The organism is Azospirillum lipoferum 4B (genome assembly GCF_000283655.1).
Lineage (GTDB): Bacteria > Pseudomonadota > Alphaproteobacteria > Azospirillales > Azospirillaceae > Azospirillum > Azospirillum lipoferum_C.
This window is the reverse complement of record NC_016622.1, coordinates 102,267-119,473: the sequence shown is the minus strand read 5'-3', so window position 1 is coordinate 119,473 and position 17,207 is coordinate 102,267. Positions and strand designations below refer to the sequence as shown.

General features: G+C 67.6%; 13 protein-coding genes. 6 read left to right on the top strand and 7 right to left on the bottom strand.

All coding sequences use genetic code 11. The features are described from left to right. Positions 1 to 513: 513 nt before the first annotated feature. From AZOLI_RS00535 to AZOLI_RS00525, 3 genes are all read right to left on the bottom strand, one after another. Positions 514 to 1,059, bottom strand: a complete 546-nt coding sequence (locus tag AZOLI_RS00535; protein ID WP_014246611.1) for a hypothetical protein — start codon at positions 1,057 to 1,059, stop codon at positions 514 to 516. Positions 1,060 to 1,199: 140 nt separating this feature from the next. Beyond that, a complete protein-coding gene (locus AZOLI_RS00530; protein ID WP_014246610.1) occupies positions 1,200 to 2,057 on the bottom strand; it encodes a pirin family protein in 858 nt (285 codons plus the stop codon). 203 nt (positions 2,058 to 2,260) lie between these two features. Next, on the bottom strand, positions 2,261 to 3,667 hold the full coding sequence (locus AZOLI_RS00525) for an ammonium transporter (RefSeq protein ID WP_014246609.1): 1,407 nt from the start codon (positions 3,665 to 3,667) through the stop codon (positions 2,261 to 2,263). Between the two features lie 649 nt (positions 3,668 to 4,316). Here AZOLI_RS00525 and glgC point away from each other — a divergent pair. Beyond that, positions 4,317 to 5,588, top strand: coding sequence for a glucose-1-phosphate adenylyltransferase (gene glgC / locus AZOLI_RS00520; RefSeq protein ID WP_014246607.1), 1,272 nt, complete (start codon positions 4,317 to 4,319; stop codon positions 5,586 to 5,588). 184 nt (positions 5,589 to 5,772) lie between these two features. Next, a complete protein-coding gene (glgA, locus tag AZOLI_RS00515) occupies positions 5,773 to 7,239 on the top strand; it encodes a glycogen synthase GlgA (RefSeq protein ID WP_014246606.1) in 1,467 nt (488 codons plus the stop codon). A 165-nt stretch (positions 7,240 to 7,404) separates the two neighbouring features. Here glgA and AZOLI_RS00510 read toward each other — a convergent pair whose 3' ends face one another. Further along, positions 7,405 to 9,456 (bottom strand): tetratricopeptide repeat protein, encoded by a 2,052-nt coding sequence (locus AZOLI_RS00510; protein ID WP_014246605.1) that lies wholly within the window; start codon positions 9,454 to 9,456, stop codon positions 7,405 to 7,407. Beyond that, positions 9,453 to 10,859: a hypothetical protein gene (locus AZOLI_RS00505; RefSeq protein ID WP_162487931.1), complete on the bottom strand. Its 1,407-nt coding sequence runs from the start codon at positions 10,857 to 10,859 to the stop codon at positions 9,453 to 9,455. The genes AZOLI_RS00510 and AZOLI_RS00505 overlap by 4 nt, the downstream gene beginning before the upstream one ends. A gap of 378 nt (positions 10,860 to 11,237) precedes the next feature. Here AZOLI_RS00505 and lepA point away from each other — a divergent pair, with 378 nt between their 5' ends. Further along, positions 11,238 to 13,040 carry a translation elongation factor 4 gene (gene lepA / locus AZOLI_RS00500; RefSeq protein ID WP_014246603.1) on the top strand — a complete coding sequence of 601 codons (1,803 nt, stop codon included), beginning with the start codon at positions 11,238 to 11,240 and terminating at the stop codon, positions 13,038 to 13,040. A gap of 159 nt (positions 13,041 to 13,199) precedes the next feature. Then, positions 13,200 to 13,718, top strand: coding sequence for a hypothetical protein (locus AZOLI_RS00495; RefSeq protein WP_014246602.1), 519 nt, complete (start codon positions 13,200 to 13,202; stop codon positions 13,716 to 13,718). A 72-nt stretch (positions 13,719 to 13,790) separates the two neighbouring features. On the opposite strand, the gene AZOLI_RS00490 is transcribed toward AZOLI_RS00495, so the two are convergent. Both AZOLI_RS00490 and AZOLI_RS00485 read right to left on the bottom strand, forming a co-directional pair. Further along, on the bottom strand, positions 13,791 to 14,876 hold the full coding sequence (locus AZOLI_RS00490) for an asparaginase (protein ID WP_014246601.1): 1,086 nt from the start codon (positions 14,874 to 14,876) through the stop codon (positions 13,791 to 13,793). Positions 14,877 to 14,926: 50 nt separating this feature from the next. After that, a complete protein-coding gene (locus AZOLI_RS00485) occupies positions 14,927 to 15,145 on the bottom strand; it encodes a hypothetical protein (protein ID WP_014246600.1) in 219 nt (72 codons plus the stop codon). A gap of 158 nt (positions 15,146 to 15,303) precedes the next feature. On the opposite strand from AZOLI_RS00485, the gene AZOLI_RS00480 reads away from it, so the two are divergent. Both AZOLI_RS00480 and AZOLI_RS00475 read left to right on the top strand, forming a co-directional pair. Then, positions 15,304 to 16,245 carry a LysR substrate-binding domain-containing protein gene (locus AZOLI_RS00480; RefSeq protein WP_014246599.1) on the top strand — a complete coding sequence of 314 codons (942 nt, stop codon included), beginning with the start codon at positions 15,304 to 15,306 and terminating at the stop codon, positions 16,243 to 16,245. Beyond that, the gene (locus AZOLI_RS00475) at positions 16,242 to 17,204 is read left to right on the top strand and encodes an SH3 domain-containing protein (RefSeq protein WP_014246598.1); all 963 of its coding nucleotides are present in this window, start codon (positions 16,242 to 16,244) and stop codon (positions 17,202 to 17,204) included. Before AZOLI_RS00480 ends, AZOLI_RS00475 begins: the two co-directional genes overlap by 4 nt. Positions 17,205 to 17,207: the final 3 nt, after the last annotated feature.

The window sequence follows — 17,207 nt, the reverse complement described above, 5'->3', positions numbered from 1 at the left end:
GGTAATATTACGCGCCTCTTCCCGCATCGAGTGCGCATCGATGTTTATGAAGTTTTGCATTTGCTTTTAATTATCATTTCAAGGTCATAAAGAACAACCCAATGCCGGTATCCACGCACCGCGGCGGAACGGGGGAAATCCCGGCCCCGATGAAGCCCGGCTTTTCGACGAGTTGGCGGAAACCATGCTGTCGATCGGCCGGCGGAACAGGCCCAGGGCCTGTTCGCGCGGGCGGAGAGCTATCCGGCGATCCTGCGGCTGCGACGACGCCGGGCGACATCCAGCCCGACAGCGTGTCGACCCCGCGCGGTCTGGCGGTGAAGATTCCGGGCGTGACCGGCGAACGGCTGCCGGGGTGAGGCACGATAATCCCCTCTTCCCCCGCGTCAGCGCAAACTTCGTTTGCGCTGACGCGACAGGCGGATCGCAGATCCGCTGAAAGCGGGGAGAGGGTTAGGGTGAGGGGGTACGCGGCGAGGAGTCTCGGGATAGCCACGTACCGCATCCCCGCACTCACTGCAGGCTGCGCTGCATCTCCTCGAAGGTGCGGGAGAAGCCGTTCAGCGGGAAATCGATATCGCGCTTGCCCAGGCGCGGCGAGCTGACGCGGACCAGGATGGTCGAGCCGTTGCGGAACTGGTCGGCGACGCGGCCGGACACGAAGTTCGGGAACATGCACATGTTCAGCGTCGCGACATGCGATTCGATGCGCGGCTGGCGGTCGACGCGGATGGCGCAGCGGTCGACCAGCCCCTGGCTGGTGGTCAGGAACAGGTGGAAGTCGTTACCGGTCGGGATGACGCTGAGCGCGATGAAGCCGACATCCTTCCCGTCGTCGAACAGGCGGTAGATCATCAGCCGGCAGGTCTTGCTGTCGGTCATCCGGTCGATGTCGCACTGGTTGGTCCAGGCGCCCTCCGGCCCGAAATCGGCGGCCGCCTTGGACAAGTCCACGGCGGCGGCGGGCTTGGCGGTCGACAGGCCGGCGGCCAGCGTCAGGGCCAGAACGCCGGCGGCAGCAGCCGCCTTGAACCCACCCAACAGACCCTTTGCACGCATCGCCCCGGCTCCCCGCCATCGTTCGTATTAACACGGATTGCGCCATGATAACCGGGGATGGCGGGGGTGCAAGGCACGAGATGCCGCGCACCTCTCCCGCAGGACGGGCAGGCGCGCGGCATCCGCCGGTCGGATGCACCTCAGATGCGCCCTTCCTCGAAGTCGCGGAAGGCCTGCATCACCTCTTCGCGCGTGTTCATGACGAAGGGACCGCCCCAGGCGATGGGTTCGCCGATCGGCTCGCCGGCCAGCAGCAGGAAGCGCGCGCCGTCGGCCCCGGCGGTCGCCTCCACCCGCTCGCCGTCGCCCAGCACGATCACCCGCGGTCCCGACATCAGCCCCTCGCCGCCGACATCCAGCGTGCCTTCGAACAGCACGAGGAAGGCGGTGTGGCCGGCCGGCAGCGGTTCGGCGAAGGACACCGACGGCGGCAGGCTGACGTCGAAGTAACGGGCGTCGGTCGCCTCGGCCCGCACCGGTCCGGCGGTGCCGCGGGCGGTGTCGCCGGCGATCACGGTGACGGTGGCGCCGTCCTCGCGCCGCTCCACCGGGATGGAGGCGGCCGGGAACTCCTGATAGCGCGGATCGGTCATCTTCAGCCGGGCCGGCAGGTTGATCCACAGCTGGAAGCCGCGCATCAGCCCCTCGGTCTGCTCCGGCATTTCCGAATGGATCAGGCCGCGGCCGGCGGTCATCCACTGCACGCCGCCGGTTTCGATCACGCCTTCATGGCCGTGGTTGTCGGCATGGCGCATGCGGCCGGCCAGCATGTAGGTGACCGTCTCGAAGCCGCGGTGGGGATGGTCGGGGAAGCCGGCCAGATAGTCGGTCGGCCGGTCGGACCCGAACAGGTCCAGCATCAGGAAGGGGTCGAGCGTGCGCAGGCGGGGCGTTCCCAGCATGCGGGTCATGCTGACCCCGGCGCCATCGGAGGTGGCCATGCCCTCCACGGCGGCGAGGACCGGACGGACACCGGGGGTGGCGGATTGGGCGGACATGGCGGGGACTCCCGAAAAGAAGAGCGCTGACGATGGACCAGAGGTAGTCCGCCGCGGCCCCGCCGTGAAGCCGGCCCGCCCGCGCCACAGCGTTTCCACCGGCGCAACAATCGCCGGGCGACACCCCCGAAAGGCGCACGCGAAAAAGGCCGCCGGGAAGCCCGGCGGCCCTTTCGAAGAGACCCGTGGGAAAGGGAGTGTTCTTAGTGGATGCTCTCGCCGTGCAGGGCGAGGTCGAGACCGTCGCGCTCCACATCCTCGTCCACGCGCAGGCCCATCACCACGTCGATGACCTTCAGCAGGACGAAGGTGGCGACGGCACACCAGACCATGGTGTAGAGGACGCCCTGGATCTGGATCCACACCGCGCCGGCGTTGCCTTCCAGCAGGCCCAGGGTGGCAGACGGGTCGGCCTGCAGGACGGCGGCGAAGGCGCCTTCCGCGTTGGACACCGACATCTTGGCGAAGACACCGGTCAGGATGGCGCCGATCAGGCCGCCGACGCCGTGCACGCCGAAGGCGTCCAGGCTGTCGTCATAGCCCAGCATGTGCTTCAGGCTGGTGGCCGACCAGAAGCAGATCACGCCGGCGACGATGCCGATGATGATGGCGCCCGTCGGGTCGACGAAGCCGGCGGCCGGGGTGACGGCGACCAGGCCGGCGACCGCGCCGGAGATGATGCCGAGGATCGACGGCTTGCCCTTGACGATCCACTCCGCGAACAGCCAGCCCATGGCGGCGCCGGCGGTGGCGATGTGCGTGGCGGCCATGGCCATGCCGGCACGCGGACCGGCGGTCAGGGCGGAACCGGCGTTGAAGCCGAACCAGCCCACCCACAGCAGCGAGGCGCCGATCAGCGACAGCACCAGGTTGTGCGGCATGAAGGCTTCCTTCGGGTAGCCCTTGCGCTTGCCGATCACCAGCGCGGCGACCAGACCGGCGACGCCCGCGTTGATGTGCACGACCGTGCCGCCGGCGAAGTCCAGCACGCCCATGCCGAACAGGAAGCCCGACGGATACCAGACCCAGTGGGCGATCGGCGCATAGACCACGATCGACCACAGGGTGGTGAAGACCAGCAGCGAGGAGAACTTCATGCGGTCCGCGAAGGCGCCGGTGATCAGCGCCGGGGTGATGATCGCGAAGGTCATCTGGAACATCATGAAGACCGGCTCGGGGATCGTCGTCGGCACGCCGGCGCCGGTCGCCTCGCCCAGCACGAACGCCTTCGAGAAGTCGAGACCGTTCAGGAACAGCCGGTCCAGCCCGCCGATGTAGGCGCCGGTGCCGGTGAAGGCCAGGCTGTAGCCGACGACGTACCACAGGACGCTGACCAGGCAGGTGATGGCGAAGCTCTGCATCACCGTCGCCAGCACGTTCATCTTGCGGACCATGCCGCCGTAGAACAGCGCCAGGCCCGGAATGGTCATCATCAGCACCAGCGCCGTGGAGACCAGCATCCAGGCGGTGTCGCCGCCATTCAGCGCCGGAGCCGCCGGCGCGGCAGCAGCGGCAGCCGCCGCGTCCTGGGCAAGGGCTGCGGCCGGCATGCCGACCGCGCCCAGAGCAACCGCCATCATCGGTGCGGCCAGAAGGAACAGACGGTTCATCGAGGCTCCTCTTTCTCCAAAATCGCTCCCACCCCTGCATGGCCGGCGCGGCACCGGAGGCATTCCGCGCGCAAACGCCGCACTGGGGCGACCCCGTCCCGGTCGCCCCGTCCCCGGCAAAGACGGGGCGGCGGACGGGACCGAGGACGCCCCCAGCTTTACAAGAAGCGTGCCAGTCCAAAACGGCTTGGAATCGTCAGGGTTGTCCCGGCGTGGGACCCCCGAACGGGCACCCCCCTACGAGTCGCGGGGTGGGTTTGCACAGGAAATGGGCAGATGTCGAAGCCGACATTTCGCCGCAATTTTCGGGCTTTCGACCGAATGGAAAGGCCCGATGCGCAGCTTTGGCGCAGCCATCTGGCTGTCATTCCGGCAGTTGATCAAAAAATGTGCAGATAGCGGCCTGCGCGGCGGTCACTGCCGCCGGCAGAAGCGGGAATGGGGCAACCCGTCTGCCTCGTCCATCCGATCCGAACGGCCTGCCCCTCTTTCCGCCTAGGCGGGCGGGACAGACCATGCGGCGGGTCAGCCGAGGCGAACCCGCCGCCGGGCCTATTGGACATGGCGGCGAGATGTGGCACCGTCAACGCCTCCATTGGGAAGGCCGCCGCCGGGCGGCCGCAAGAAAAAGGCAAAGGGGGTAACGGCCATGCTCGACAAACGGGATCTGCGCCTTGCACCGCGACGTGCGGTGGCGCTGGTGCTGGCCGGGGGACGCGGAAGCCGTCTGAAGCAGCTGACCGACCGGCGGGCGAAGCCGGCGACCTATTTCGGCGGCAAGTTCCGCATCATCGACTTCGCGCTGTCCAACTGCGTCAATTCCGGCTTCCGCCGCATCGGCGTGCTGACGCAATACAAGTCGCACAGCCTTCTGCGCCACCTCCAGCGCGGCTGGAACGTCTTCCGCGGCGAGATGAACGAGTTCTGCGACCTGCTGCCGGCCCAGCAGCGCGTCAGCGAGACGGAGTGGTACCAGGGCACCGCCGACGCCGTATTCCAGAACCTGGACATCCTGCGCGACCACGAGCCGGAATATGTCCTGATCCTGGCCGGCGACCACATCTACAAGATGGATTACGGCGCGCTGCTGCTCGACCACATCGACCGCAAGGCCGACGTCACCGTTCCCTGCATCGCGGTTCCACGCGAACAGGCGACCGGCTTCGGCGTGATGCACATCGACGACGAGCGCCGCATCATCGACTTCGTCGAAAAGCCGGCCGATCCGCCGCCGATGCCCGGCCGCCCGGACATGGCGCTGGCCAGCATGGGCATCTACGTCTTCAATGCCCAGTTCCTCTATGACCAGCTGGAGCGCGACGTCGCCACCCCCGGTTCCAGCCGCGATTTCGGCAAGGACATCATCCCGCATCTGGTGAAGACCGGCGCCCGCATCATCGCCCATGATTACGCCGACAGCGCCATCATCGACGCGCCGGACGACGTCCCCTACTGGCGCGACGTCGGCACCATCGACGCCTATTGGGAAGCCAACCTGGACCTCTGCCACGTCACGCCGCAGTTGAACATGTACAACCGCGACTGGCCGATCTTCACCTACCAGGAACAGCTTCCCCCTGCCAAATTCGTCTTCGACGACGAGAACCGGCGCGGCATGGCGGTGGACAGCCTGGTGTCGGGCGGCTGCATCATCTCCGGTTCCACCGTGCGGCGCTCGCTGCTGTTCAGCTCGGTCCGCGTCAACTCCTACAGCGAGCTGTACGAGGCGGTGGTCCTGCCGGAATGCGACATCGGCCGCCATTGCCGCCTGAAGAAGGTGGTGATCGACCGCGGCGTCAGCATCCCCAACGGCCTCGTCGTCGGCGAGGACGCGGAACTCGACGCCAAGCGCTTCCACCGCTCGGAAGGCGGCGTCGTCCTGATCACCCGCGAGATGATCGAGAAGCTGCCGAAGGAGTAGCAACCTCCTCCCCCCTCCACCGAAGCCGACCATCCCCCCCACGGCCGTCATTCCCGCGCAGGCGGGACTCCAGCCCTCCGAAGCAGCCCCTTCGGAACAGCCTGGATCCCCGCCTTCGCGGGGATGACGGCCGGGTGAGCGACAGGCCGCCCCCCCTCCCGCCTTTCATCCGAGTGCCTTCCCGATGCGCGTCCTCTACGTCACGTCCGAATGCTACCCGATGGTCAAGACGGGGGGGCTGGCGGACGTGTCCGCCGCCCTGCCGCCGGCCCTGAACGCCGCCGGGGCCGATGTCCGCCTGCTGCTGCCGGGCTATCCCGCCGTTCTGAACAGCCTGCAGAACCTGCACGAGGTCGGCGACCTGATCACCGACCTGCCCGGCTGCGACCGCGCCCGGCTGTGCATCGGCCGCACCGCCGACGGCGTTCTCGCCTATGCGCTGGACGCGCCATCGCTGTACGACCGCCCCGGCAACCCCTATCTCGGGCCGGACGGCAAGGACTGGGGCGACAACGCCCTGCGCTTCGCCGCACTCGCCTGGGTCGCCGCCGGCTTCGCCGCCCATAAGTCCTACGATCCCTGGTGGCGGCCCGACATCCTGCACGGCCATGACTGGCAGGCCGGCCTGATCCCGGCCTATCTGGCGCTGCGCCCCGACCGTTTCGCCGGCCCCTTCCGGCCGGGCACCGTGCTGACCATCCACAACATCGCCTATCAGGGCCTGTTCGGCCCCTGGATGATGGGCGACATCGGCCTGCCCTCCGCCAGCTTCCGCATCGACGGCGTCGAGTATTACGGCAACATCAGCTTCCTGAAGGCGGGTTGCTTCTACGCCGACCGCCTGACCACGGTCAGCCCGACCTACGCCAACGAGATCCAGACGGCGGAGCACGGCACCGGCTTGCAGGGCCTGCTCGCCAGCCGGTCCGATGTGCTGACCGGTATCCTGAACGGCGTCGATTACGCGGTGTGGGATCCGGCGACCGACCCGCATCTGCCCGCCCGCTACAGCCCCGAGGATCTGGGCGGAAAGGACGCCTGCAAGGCCGACCTGCAATCCGCCTTCGGCCTGGACCGCCGCCCCGACGCGCCGCTCGCCGCCGTGGTCAGCCGCCTGACCTGGCACAAGGGCCTGGACCTCGTGCTGGAGGCGGCGGGCCAATGGGTGTCCTGGGGCGGCCAGCTGGTGGTGCTGGGCAGCGGCGACGCCTCCAGCGAGGCCGGTTTCCGCCAGCTCGCCCAGTGGCATCCGCAGTCCATCGGCGTCCGCATCGGCTATGACGAGCCGCTGTCCCACCGCATCCAGGCCGGGTCCGACCTGTTCCTGGTGCCCTCGCGCTCCGAGCCCTGCGGCCTGACCCAGCTCTACGCGTTGAAATACGGCACCCTGCCCCTGGTCCGCCGCACCGGCGGCCTCGCCGACACGGTGATCGACGCCAACCCCGCCGCCAGCGCCGACGGCAGCGCCACCGGCTTCCAGTTCGTCAACGCGACCGGCCAGGAACTGGTGTGGGCGCTCCGCCGCGCGATGACCGTCTACCGCAAGCCCGACCGCTGGCAGACGATGCAGCGCCGCGCCATGACGCGCGACTTCGGCTGGCATGGCCCGGCGGAGGAGTACATGGAGCTGTATCGGGGGGTGGGGCGGTGAGGGGGCGGCTTCCCCCCTTCCCCCGCACCTCTCAGCCCGTAGTTATCCCCCTCTCCCCCCCGGGGAGAGGGTTGGGGTGAGGGGGATCCACGGTATGGACTTCCGGGAACGCTCCGCCCCTTCCACCCGATTGCCCAAGAGGAATGCCCCTCTCCTGACCGCCTCTCAGGAGGGCAGCAGAGACTTGAGGAACTCACGAACGTCGTCGGCTTGCCGGGTCCAGCCGAGTTGCGTGAAAAACTTCAAGGACCGCCCGGCAAGCTCACGCGCCGCGTCGGAGTGCCCTTCCGCCGCCAGGAACTGCGCCAGATCGAACCCGACGACGGCGATGCCGTCCACCCGGCCAAGTTCCCCCAGGGTCCGGTATGCGAATGTCAGATCGTCAAGGGCCGTCTTCACCTCCTCCTCCCCAACGTCCGGCTTGAGCAGAAGCAGCATCGCCCTGGACCACCGGCAGTTCGCCTGCCCCACCAGATTGCCAAGCCGCTCATAAATCCCAAGCCTCTCCTCATGCAGGGCCAGCGCCTCGTCCACAAAGCCCCGGCCGGCCTTCAGACGTGCGATATCACCAAGCGTAACCGCGCGCGACCGCACTTCACGAAGTTCCTCGTAGATCGCCAACTCTTCCTCATGCAGGGCCAGCGCCTCGTCCACAAGGCCGCGGTCGGCCTTCAGTCGCGCGATGTCACCAAGCGTAACCGCGCGCGACCGCACCTCCCCAAGATCGCTGAAGATCCCTAGCATCTCCTCATGCAGGGCCAGCGCCTCGTCCACAAAGCCCCGGCCGGCCTTCAGACGCGCGATGTCACCAAGCGTAACCGCGCGCGACCGCACCTCCCCAAGATCGCTAAAGATCCCTAGCATCTCCTCATACAGGGCCAGCGCCTCGTCCACAAAGCCGCGGTCGGCCTTCAGACGCGCGATGTCACCAAGCGTAACCGCGCGTGACCGCACCTCCCCAAGATCGCTGAAGATCCCGAGAATCTCCTCATGCAGAGCCAGCGCCTCGTCCACAAAGCCGCGGTCGGCCTTCAGACGCGCGATGTCACCAAGCGTAACCGCGCGTTCACGCGCATCCCCAAGCCGCTCATATATCCCGAGAATCTCCTCATGCAGAGCCAGCGCCTCGTCCACAAAGCCACGGCCCGCCTTCAGACGCGCGATGTCTCCAAGCGTAACCGCACGTGACCGCACGTCCCCAAGTTCCTCGTAGATCGCCAACTCTTCCTCATGCAGGGCCAGCGCCTCGTCCACAAAGCCACGGCCCGCCTTCAGACGCGCGATGTCTCCAAGCGTAACCGCGCGTTCCCGCACATCCCCAAGCCGCTCATATATCCCGAGCCTCTCCTCATGCAGGGCCAGTGCCTCGTCCACAAAGCCACGGCCCGCCTTCAGACGCGCAACGTAACCCAAAGCGCTGGCTCGTAGCTTCGTTTCATCAGTCTTCGTGGCGATCTCCAATGCCTCCTGTGCCGCCACCAGCGCCTGATCGTTCTCCCCGGCTCGTTCCGTGACTTCCGCAAACTCAATCAGCAGCCGCGCCCGCCGCAGACTGCCATCCGGTCCAATTTCTTCCAGCACCTGTCGCAGCAATTCAGTCCGCCGCCGCAATTCCTCCTTCGGCTGCGCCTGCCATTGTTCATCTGGCCGCGGCACCATCCGCTCTAAGCGGTCCACCCAAGGCGTATCCGGCGGATCGACGCACAGATCGAAGGTCCCCACCCGCCAGTGCCACAGATCGGGTATCAGCTTGGGCAGTGCCGGCAGTGACAGGCTGGTTGCCCACAGCACCAGGGGCACGGGGCACAGTTCCGGAAAGGCATCGCGCTGGAAATTGGCGTTGGCGAGCAACGTGGTGCTGGTATCGCGGATGCCGCCGCTGGCGATGTCCAGATGCCATTCCAGCCCCAGCACGCCGACCGCCGCCGGCCGTCCGGCCAGCGGTTCCAGCCTGTGCCGGATCTCCGACAGCAGAACCACATCCTCCGGCAGGCTGCGCAGATCGATGACGACCCAGTCGATTCCCTCTTCCGTCAGTTCCCGCCCCAGTTCGGCAACGGTGTCCTCGCGGGCGCGGTCGTCGTCGATCACGGCGATGGCGAACTGGAAGCCGACCTGTTCTTTCAGAAACTCCCGCAACAGCGCCCGGTTCAGCGCGACATTTTTCTCATCGCCGCTGTCGTCAGACTCACCAGCCGTGCCGGACGGGTCGGTCATTGGGCGTCCAACTCCTCCAACGCCTTGCGGAAGGCCTTGGATTCGCGGATCGTCGGATGCACGTCGTACCAGATATCGCCGTTCTTGTAGACGAGGATGGCGGAATTATCGAGCAGGTCGCGCAGAAGCTCCTCGGAGTCGCCCGGCCCCGCGCCATACAGCTTGGTGCGGTGGATGCCAGCCAGGAACGGGTAATAGATGCGGGCGCGCGGGGCCAGGGTCTTCTCGTACTCCTGCCGCATCCCCTTGATCGCTTCCTCCACGCATTGGTCATCGATCCGGGGCAGGCGCAACGCGCGGGCCATACGGGCCGCTTGGCTGGCGAGACGGACCAGATCGCGCACATTCCCGCCGGACGCGATGCAGATGCGGCGGATCAGGTCCTCATCCTCGAACAAAACCACTGCGATGCGGCGTTCCACCAACTCCCGCAGAACCGAGATGCCGGGATCGAAGGGCCGGCCTTCCTGGGTGCAGGCGTGGATCATCGGCATCTGGAAGGATTCGACGAAGACGTTCTCGATCTTGAAGGGCGTCAGCGTCTCCGCGACCGGTGCAGTGAAGATGATGTGGGCCTGAACCTGACGCAGCAGTCCGCTGGTGTCAGCATAGAAGCGGCTGGCGATGTCGCTCTTCAGCTTGTCCAGATTGTCCTGCACCACCAGCAGGCGCGGCGGTCGGCCGTTCTTGTTGAGCTGCTCCCGTGCCTCCGACAGCAGCAGATTGACCTTGTCCATCAGGTCGGACGCGTGGCTTTGCAGTTTGGTGCGGATTTCCTCCCGCCGGGTGACGCTGCCGCGCGCCTCCGACTTGATGCGGCCGAGCAGCTTCAGGCCGAAGCCCAGCAGGCCGCCGCCCGCCGACGCCTCCCCCTCCAGCCCGACGGAGCCGCTCATGGCGGCCTCATTCACGTCGGTCGCCGTGCGTTCGGCGAACCACAGCGCCACCTCCTTCACCAACCGCTCATCGATGCCGATGCCGTCGCGCTTCAGGCAATGCACCAACTGTTCCGACAGCCACAGCAGGAAGACGGTGTAGTCGAAATCCTCCAGCAAATTCTCATCGTCCAGCGACAGATGGACGCAATAGAAGCGGTCGGCGAATTCCTGTTCGATCAGGCGCAGATGGGTGGTCTTGCCACTGCCGCGATGACCGGAAAACACGATCTTGGTGTAGTCGTTCTCCCGCATCGGGTCGCCGGGCCGCTCCGCGATGTCCTCCAGGCATTGCCGCATCAACAGCAGATGGTGCGATTCCTGGCCGGGGCTGAGATCGACATAGCGGTCGTCGCCCGCCGCCAGCGGCTGAAGCACGGTGGTCTGCGCCGCCTCCTGCAACGTCCTGGCCGGCCCAACGAGATGGGGCTGCGGAAATACCGGCGATAGGGAGCGGGAGTCGGTCATGGGAGGCGCGCCTTGGAACGAGGATTGCGCGATGATGCACCAGCCGGGGCGGCACCCGCAATCGCGCGGCTCATTTCCTCAGTACAGCTGGAAAGCGTTCATTTTCCGTTCTATTCTTAGCCGCTGCCCAACTCACCCAAAGCACCGCACGCCGCAGGATGGAACAGTGAACACAGCCGCGAAAACCGTTCCAAACCGTTTCAAACGTTCCATCCGCCGCCCTACCGACAGCGCGAACCGCGCCGGATGGAACACTGAACACCCGTCGGGAAAACGTTCCACGCCGTTCCAAACGCCCCGGCGCCCCACCACACCATCATTGCGCCCATCCCCCGTCCGCCCTATGTTCCCGGCAAACTCTCGCTTGTCCGGGCCCCGATGACTGACCTTTCGCACATCCGCAATTTCTCGATCATCGCCCACATCGACCATGGCAAGTCGACCCTTGCCGACCGGTTGATCCAGCAGTGCGGCGGCCTCGACGCGCGCGAGATGCGCGAACAGGTGCTCGACAGCATGGACATCGAGCGCGAGCGCGGCATCACCATCAAGGCCCAGACCGTCCGCCTGCTCTACAAGGCCGAGGACGGCAAGCAGTACACGCTGAACCTGATGGACACCCCCGGCCACGTCGACTTCGCCTATGAGGTCAGCCGGTCCTTGGCCGCCTGCGAGGGCTCGATCCTGGTGGTCGACGCCTCCCAGGGGGTCGAGGCGCAGACGCTCGCCAACGTCTATCAGGCGATCGACAACAACCACGAGATCATCCCGGTCCTCAACAAGATCGACCTGCCCGCCGCCGAGCCGGAGCGGATCAAGCAGCAGATCGAGGACGTGATCGGCCTCGACGCCTCCGACGCGGTGGAGATCTCGGCCAAATCCGGCCTCAACATCGGCGCGGTGCTGGAGGCGGTGGTCAAGCGCCTGCCGCCACCCAAGGGCGATGCCGACGCCCCGCTGAAGGCCCTGCTGGTCGACAGCTGGTACGATCCCTATCTCGGCGTCGTCATTCTGGTCCGCATCGTCGATGGCGTGCTGAAGGTCGGGCAGAAGGTGCGCTTCATGGCCGCCGGCTCCGCCCATGACGTGGACCGCGTCGGCGTGTTCACGCCGAAGGCGCTGCTGACCGGAGAGCTGCGACCGGGCGAGATGGGCTTCATCACCGCCGCCATCAAGGACATCACCCAGACCAAGGTCGGCGACACCATCACCGACGAGCGCAAGCCGGCGACCGAGGCCTTGGCCGGCTTCAAGCCGTCCATCCCCGTGGTGTGGTGCGGCCTGTTCCCGGTCGACGCCGCCGATTTCGAGCGGCTGCGCGACAGCCTGGGCAAGCTGAAGCTGAACGACGCCAGCTTCCATTACGAGGCGGAGACGTCGGCGGCGCTGGGCTTCGGCTTCCGCTGCGGCTTCCTCGGCCTGCTGCATCTGGAGATCATCCAGGAGCGGCTGGAGCGCGAGTTCAACCTCGACCTCATCACCACCGCTCCGTCGGTGGTCTACAAGCTGACGATGACCGACGGGACGGTGCGGGACCTGCACAACCCGGCCGACATGCCCGACGTGATGCGGATCGACCACATCGACGAGCCGTGGATCAAGGCCACCATCATGCTGCCCGACGAGTATCTCGGCGGCGTCCTGCAGCTCTGCACCGAGCGGCGCGGCCAGCAGATCGAGCTGACCTATGCCGGCGCCCGCGCCATGCTGGTCTACCGCCTGCCGCTGAACGAGGTGGTGTTCGACTTCTACGACCGGCTGAAGTCGATCAGCCGCGGCTATGCCAGCTTCGACTACCAGATGGACAGCTATGAGGAAGGCGACCTCGTGAAGCTGTCGATCCTGGTGAATGCCGAGCCGGTGGACGCCCTGTCGATGATCGTCCACCGCAGCCAGTCCGAACGCCGCGGCCGTCAGCTGTGCGAACGCCTGAAGGAGCTGATCCCGCGCCAGCTGTTCAAGATCGCCGTGCAGGCCGCCATCGGCGGCAAGATCATCGCCCGCGAGAGCATCAGCGCCATGCGCAAGGACGTGACCGCCAAATGCTACGGCGGCGACATCAGCCGCAAGCGCAAGCTGCTGGACAAGCAGAAGGAAGGCAAGAAGCGCATGCGCCAGTTCGGCCAGGTCGAAATCCCGCAGAGCGCCTTCATCGCCGCGCTCAAGATGGGCGACGAGTAAGGAAACGGAAAGGCGGGCCTCGGCCCGCCTTTTTTGTGCAACCCGGCAATTCCGTACAACCTGCGAAACAAACCGGCCGCTCGGGTGTCATCACGGCTGAGGACGGTGCCGCGCCTGCGCGGCGCCTTCCCTGTTGTGGTTCAATTCCGGGAGGATGACATGCGCAAGTTTCTCGCCGCCGCCGTGCCGGCCCTGATGCTGATGGCCGCCGCCGCTCCGGGCTACGCCCAGACCAGCGGGTCCGCCGGGGCCAACGCTGCCGCCGACGGCACGATGGACAGCGGTGCCCGCGACGTCCAGGCCAGCCGCGACATGATCGGCAAGCGGGTGGTCCACCGCCATGGCGGGCCGGTCGCCGGCACGATCCAGAACATCACCACCGACGCCCAAGGCCGGACGATGGTGGAGCTGAAGATGGCCAGGACCGGCCAGACCCTCATGCTCACCCCGGCGTCCTTCGAACGGCGCGGCCGGCAGGTCGTCATCATGCATGACCAGACCGAGCTGCAGCAGCTCGCCCAGTACAGCAGCCAGGCCAACACCGGCTACGGCAGCTCGACCGGCGGCTCCATGGGCGGCTCGATGGGCAGCATGGGCGCCGGCTCCATGAATCAGGGCGGCATGAACCAGGGAACCATGAACCGTGGCTCCATGGGCCAGGGCACGATGGGCCAGTAAGCCACCGGCGGAGGCGGGGGGCCGTCGACAGCCCCCGCGCCTCCCGACAGGCGGTTCAAGAGCCAGTCACCCTCAGGCGATCACCGTCAGCTCGCCGGCCAGCGGCTTCGGCATCTCAGCCTTGACCGTGTCGGCGTCCAGACCGGCGGCGAGCAGGCAGACCAGCTTGGCGTAGCTGGCCTCCGGCGTCATGTCATAGGCGCCGACGGCGCCGATGGCGCCAAGCCCGGTGGCATAGGCGCCGGGCAGCACCGCGCCGCGCTGCACCTGGGTGTTGTCCATCAGCACGACCCCGGCCTTCACCGCGGCCGACAGCGCGTCGAGGAACTCCGGGTCGGTCGGACCGTTGCCCTCGCCGAAGGCCAGCAGCACCGCCCCCTTCGCCGCCGGGCTGGTGCCGGTCAGCATTGCCGACACCGTGCTGGCCCGGATGCCGGGATAGAGCCACAGGATGACGACCGAGAACGCCGCCAGCGCCGCCGCCTGCGCCTCCAGCGCCGCCAGCCGGCGGGCGCGGTTCTCCGGCTCGTCCAGCGAGACCGCGACGTCCGGCATCGGCAGCCAATAGGGCTCGTTGCGGGCGACCACGCTGCCGACGGTGGCAAGCGGCGGGAAGTTCGGCGAATCGAAGCCGGCGAAGCGGTTGGCGTCGACCTTGGACGAGCGGTTGCCGCGCAGCAGCTTGGTGTCGAAATAGACGCAGACCTCCGGCACCGGCAGGGTCCCCGCCACCACGATGGCGCCGACAAGATTGGCGAGCGCGTCGCTCAGCGTGAAGGACAGCGGCACCTGCGACCCGCTGCACACCACCGGCTTCGTCAGGCCGGGCAGCAGGAAGGACAGGGCCGACGCGCTGTATGCCATGCTGTCGGTGCCGTGCAGCACGACAAAGCCGTCATACCGGTCATAAACAGACAGCAGCCGCCGGGCGATGGCGATCCAGTCCGCCGGCGTCATGTTGGAGCTGTCGAGCGTGCGGTCGAACCAGTCCATGGTCCAGGTCAGGTCCTTGTAATCCTGCACCCCATGGCCGGACAGGCCGGGCATCGACAGGACCAGCCGTTCGAACTCCGGCCCCGGCACCGGGGCCAGCGCCCCGTCGGAATTGGTCACGCACCCGATGGTACCCCCGGTATACAGCACATAGACCCGCGCCATCGTCCGCTCCTCCCGCAATCTTGTCGGCGGCAGAATAGGCGGACGTCCCACTACTTCTCAAGACACAGCCGGTCCTGGAGCGCCATCGGAGTCCGCGCCGACGCCGGGGCCTCCTCCGCGACCAGCCGCCGGGCGGGTGCGGGTGCGGGAACCGGATTGTAGGCGAGGCGGAAGCGCCGCGGCTCGGGCACCGTCGGCGGAGAAGCCACGGGGGGATCGATCCGGGCGGCGGCGAGAACCACGCTGGTCCAGGCGGCGAACAGGGACATGGTCGGAAACTCCAAAGCGATCGGAGACCGACAATGGGGCGGGCACCATTCCCTTGGAAACGAATAGGCATTATGTCGTCATTACGATCCGTGATGACCGCAACGTTGCGGATGGGCGGGCGCTCTGCTTGAATGGGAGGCAACTTCCGGTGCCTGCCATGCCCGCCAACCTCGACACCGATCTGCTCCGCGCCTTCGTCGCCGTGGCCGACAGCGCCAGCTTCACCCGCGCCGGCGAAAGGCTGGGCCGCACCCAGGCGGCGGTCAGCCAGCAGGTGCGCCGGCTGGAGGACACGGTGGGCAAGCGGGTGTTCGAACGCGACACCCATGGCGTGCGGATGACCCGCGACGGCGAGGTCCTGCTGGCCTATGCCCGGCGCATGCTGACCCTGAACGACGAGGTGATGGCGCTGATGCACCGCAGCCCGACGGTGGCCAGCGTCCGCATCGGCACGCCCGACGATTACGCCACCATGCTGCTGCCGGAGGTGCTGGCCCGCTTCAACGCCGCCTATCCCGAGGTGATGGTGGAGGTGATCTGCGACAACAGCCCCGATCTGGTGGCGGAGATCGACAAGGGCCGCTACGACCTGGCCCTGATCACCCGCAAGGCCGGCGAGACCGGCGGCGAACTGGTGCGGCAGGAACCGGTGTCCTGGGTCGCCCCGCCACAGGATCCGGCGCCGGCACCGGGACACCGGCCGGTCGAAAGCCTCGATCCTCTGCCGCTGGCTCTGTTCCCCAAGGGCTGCGTCGTGCGCGACATCGCCGTCGCCGCCCTGGACGGGATGGGTCGCGACTGGCGCGTCTCCTTCACCAGCAAGAGCGTGGTCGCCGTCCATGGCGCGGTGATGGGCGGGCTGGGGGTGACGGCGATGGAAGCCTGCACGGTCCCGGCCAGCCTGCGCCGCATCGGTGCCGCGGAGGGGTTTCCCGACCTGCCCGACGTCGACATCGCCCTGCACCGTGCCCGCGGCACGGCGGCCAAGCCGGTGCGCCTGCTGGCCGACGCCATCCACGACCTCGTCGGCCGGCAGATGCTGGGCCGCCGGATGCCGGGCCGCGATGGTCCGGTGCCCGCCACGGAAGCCACGCCATGACCGCCACGCCCGTTCCCCGCCCGCTGCTGCCGCCGCTTGCCGTCCTCCTCGGCCTCCTTGGCGGCCTCGGCGGCACAATGACGGTTTCCCCGCCGGCACAGGCGCAGAGCCCGGTCGCCATCGGTGCCCCCCTGACCGGCGAGGTGGTGCTGAACCGCGACATCGAGGTGCGGATCGGCCCCAGCGAGGACGCCCGCATCGTCATGACGCTGAAGCAGGGCAAGGCGCTGAACGCGCTGGGCACCCCGCGCGGCACCTATTGGACGGAGGTCGCCATCGGCGGCCAGCCCATCGGCTATGTCCCCGCCGACTCGCTGGATCCGGCGCTGATGGTCACCGGCCGGCCGGCGATCGGCGGCGAAGGGCCGCGGCCGCCGAAGCCAGGCGCCAGCCAGCCGGCGAACGCCCCCCTGCCCCACCGCAGCGCCGCCGTCGTGCCCCGCGCCGCCTGGGACAAGGCGGCCCAGACCCCGGCGGAAGGCTATGTCGTCGCCGCCGCCCCGATCTCCGCCACCGAGATCCTGAGCAACCGCAAGCGGCGCGGCTTCACCCTGCGCAAGGGCGACGTGGTGGCGCTGATCGGCGCCGCCAATGGCGAGGCGACGCTGGCCCTGCCCGCCGGCACCCGCGCGGTGGCGCCGGTGCAGGGGCTGGTCGGGGTGGTGGCGCCCTATCCGCTGCCGGGTATGCCGCCGGTCGAGCCGGGCATGCTTTACGGCATCAAGCTCGGCGAGTATGTCAGCTACACCGAGGGGCTGCGCGCCTGGAAGGAGTTCACCGCCGGGCCGGGCAGCGCCTATCGCGACCTGCCGCCGATGGTGTGGCCGGTGTTCCGCAAGGGCCGGCTGCTGTACGAGGTGGGGGTGGCCCCTTTCACGCGGTTGCAGGTCGACACCGCCTGCGGCACGTTGGCGCAACGCGGACTCGATTGTACGGTGATCGAGCTGGATACGTTTTGATGG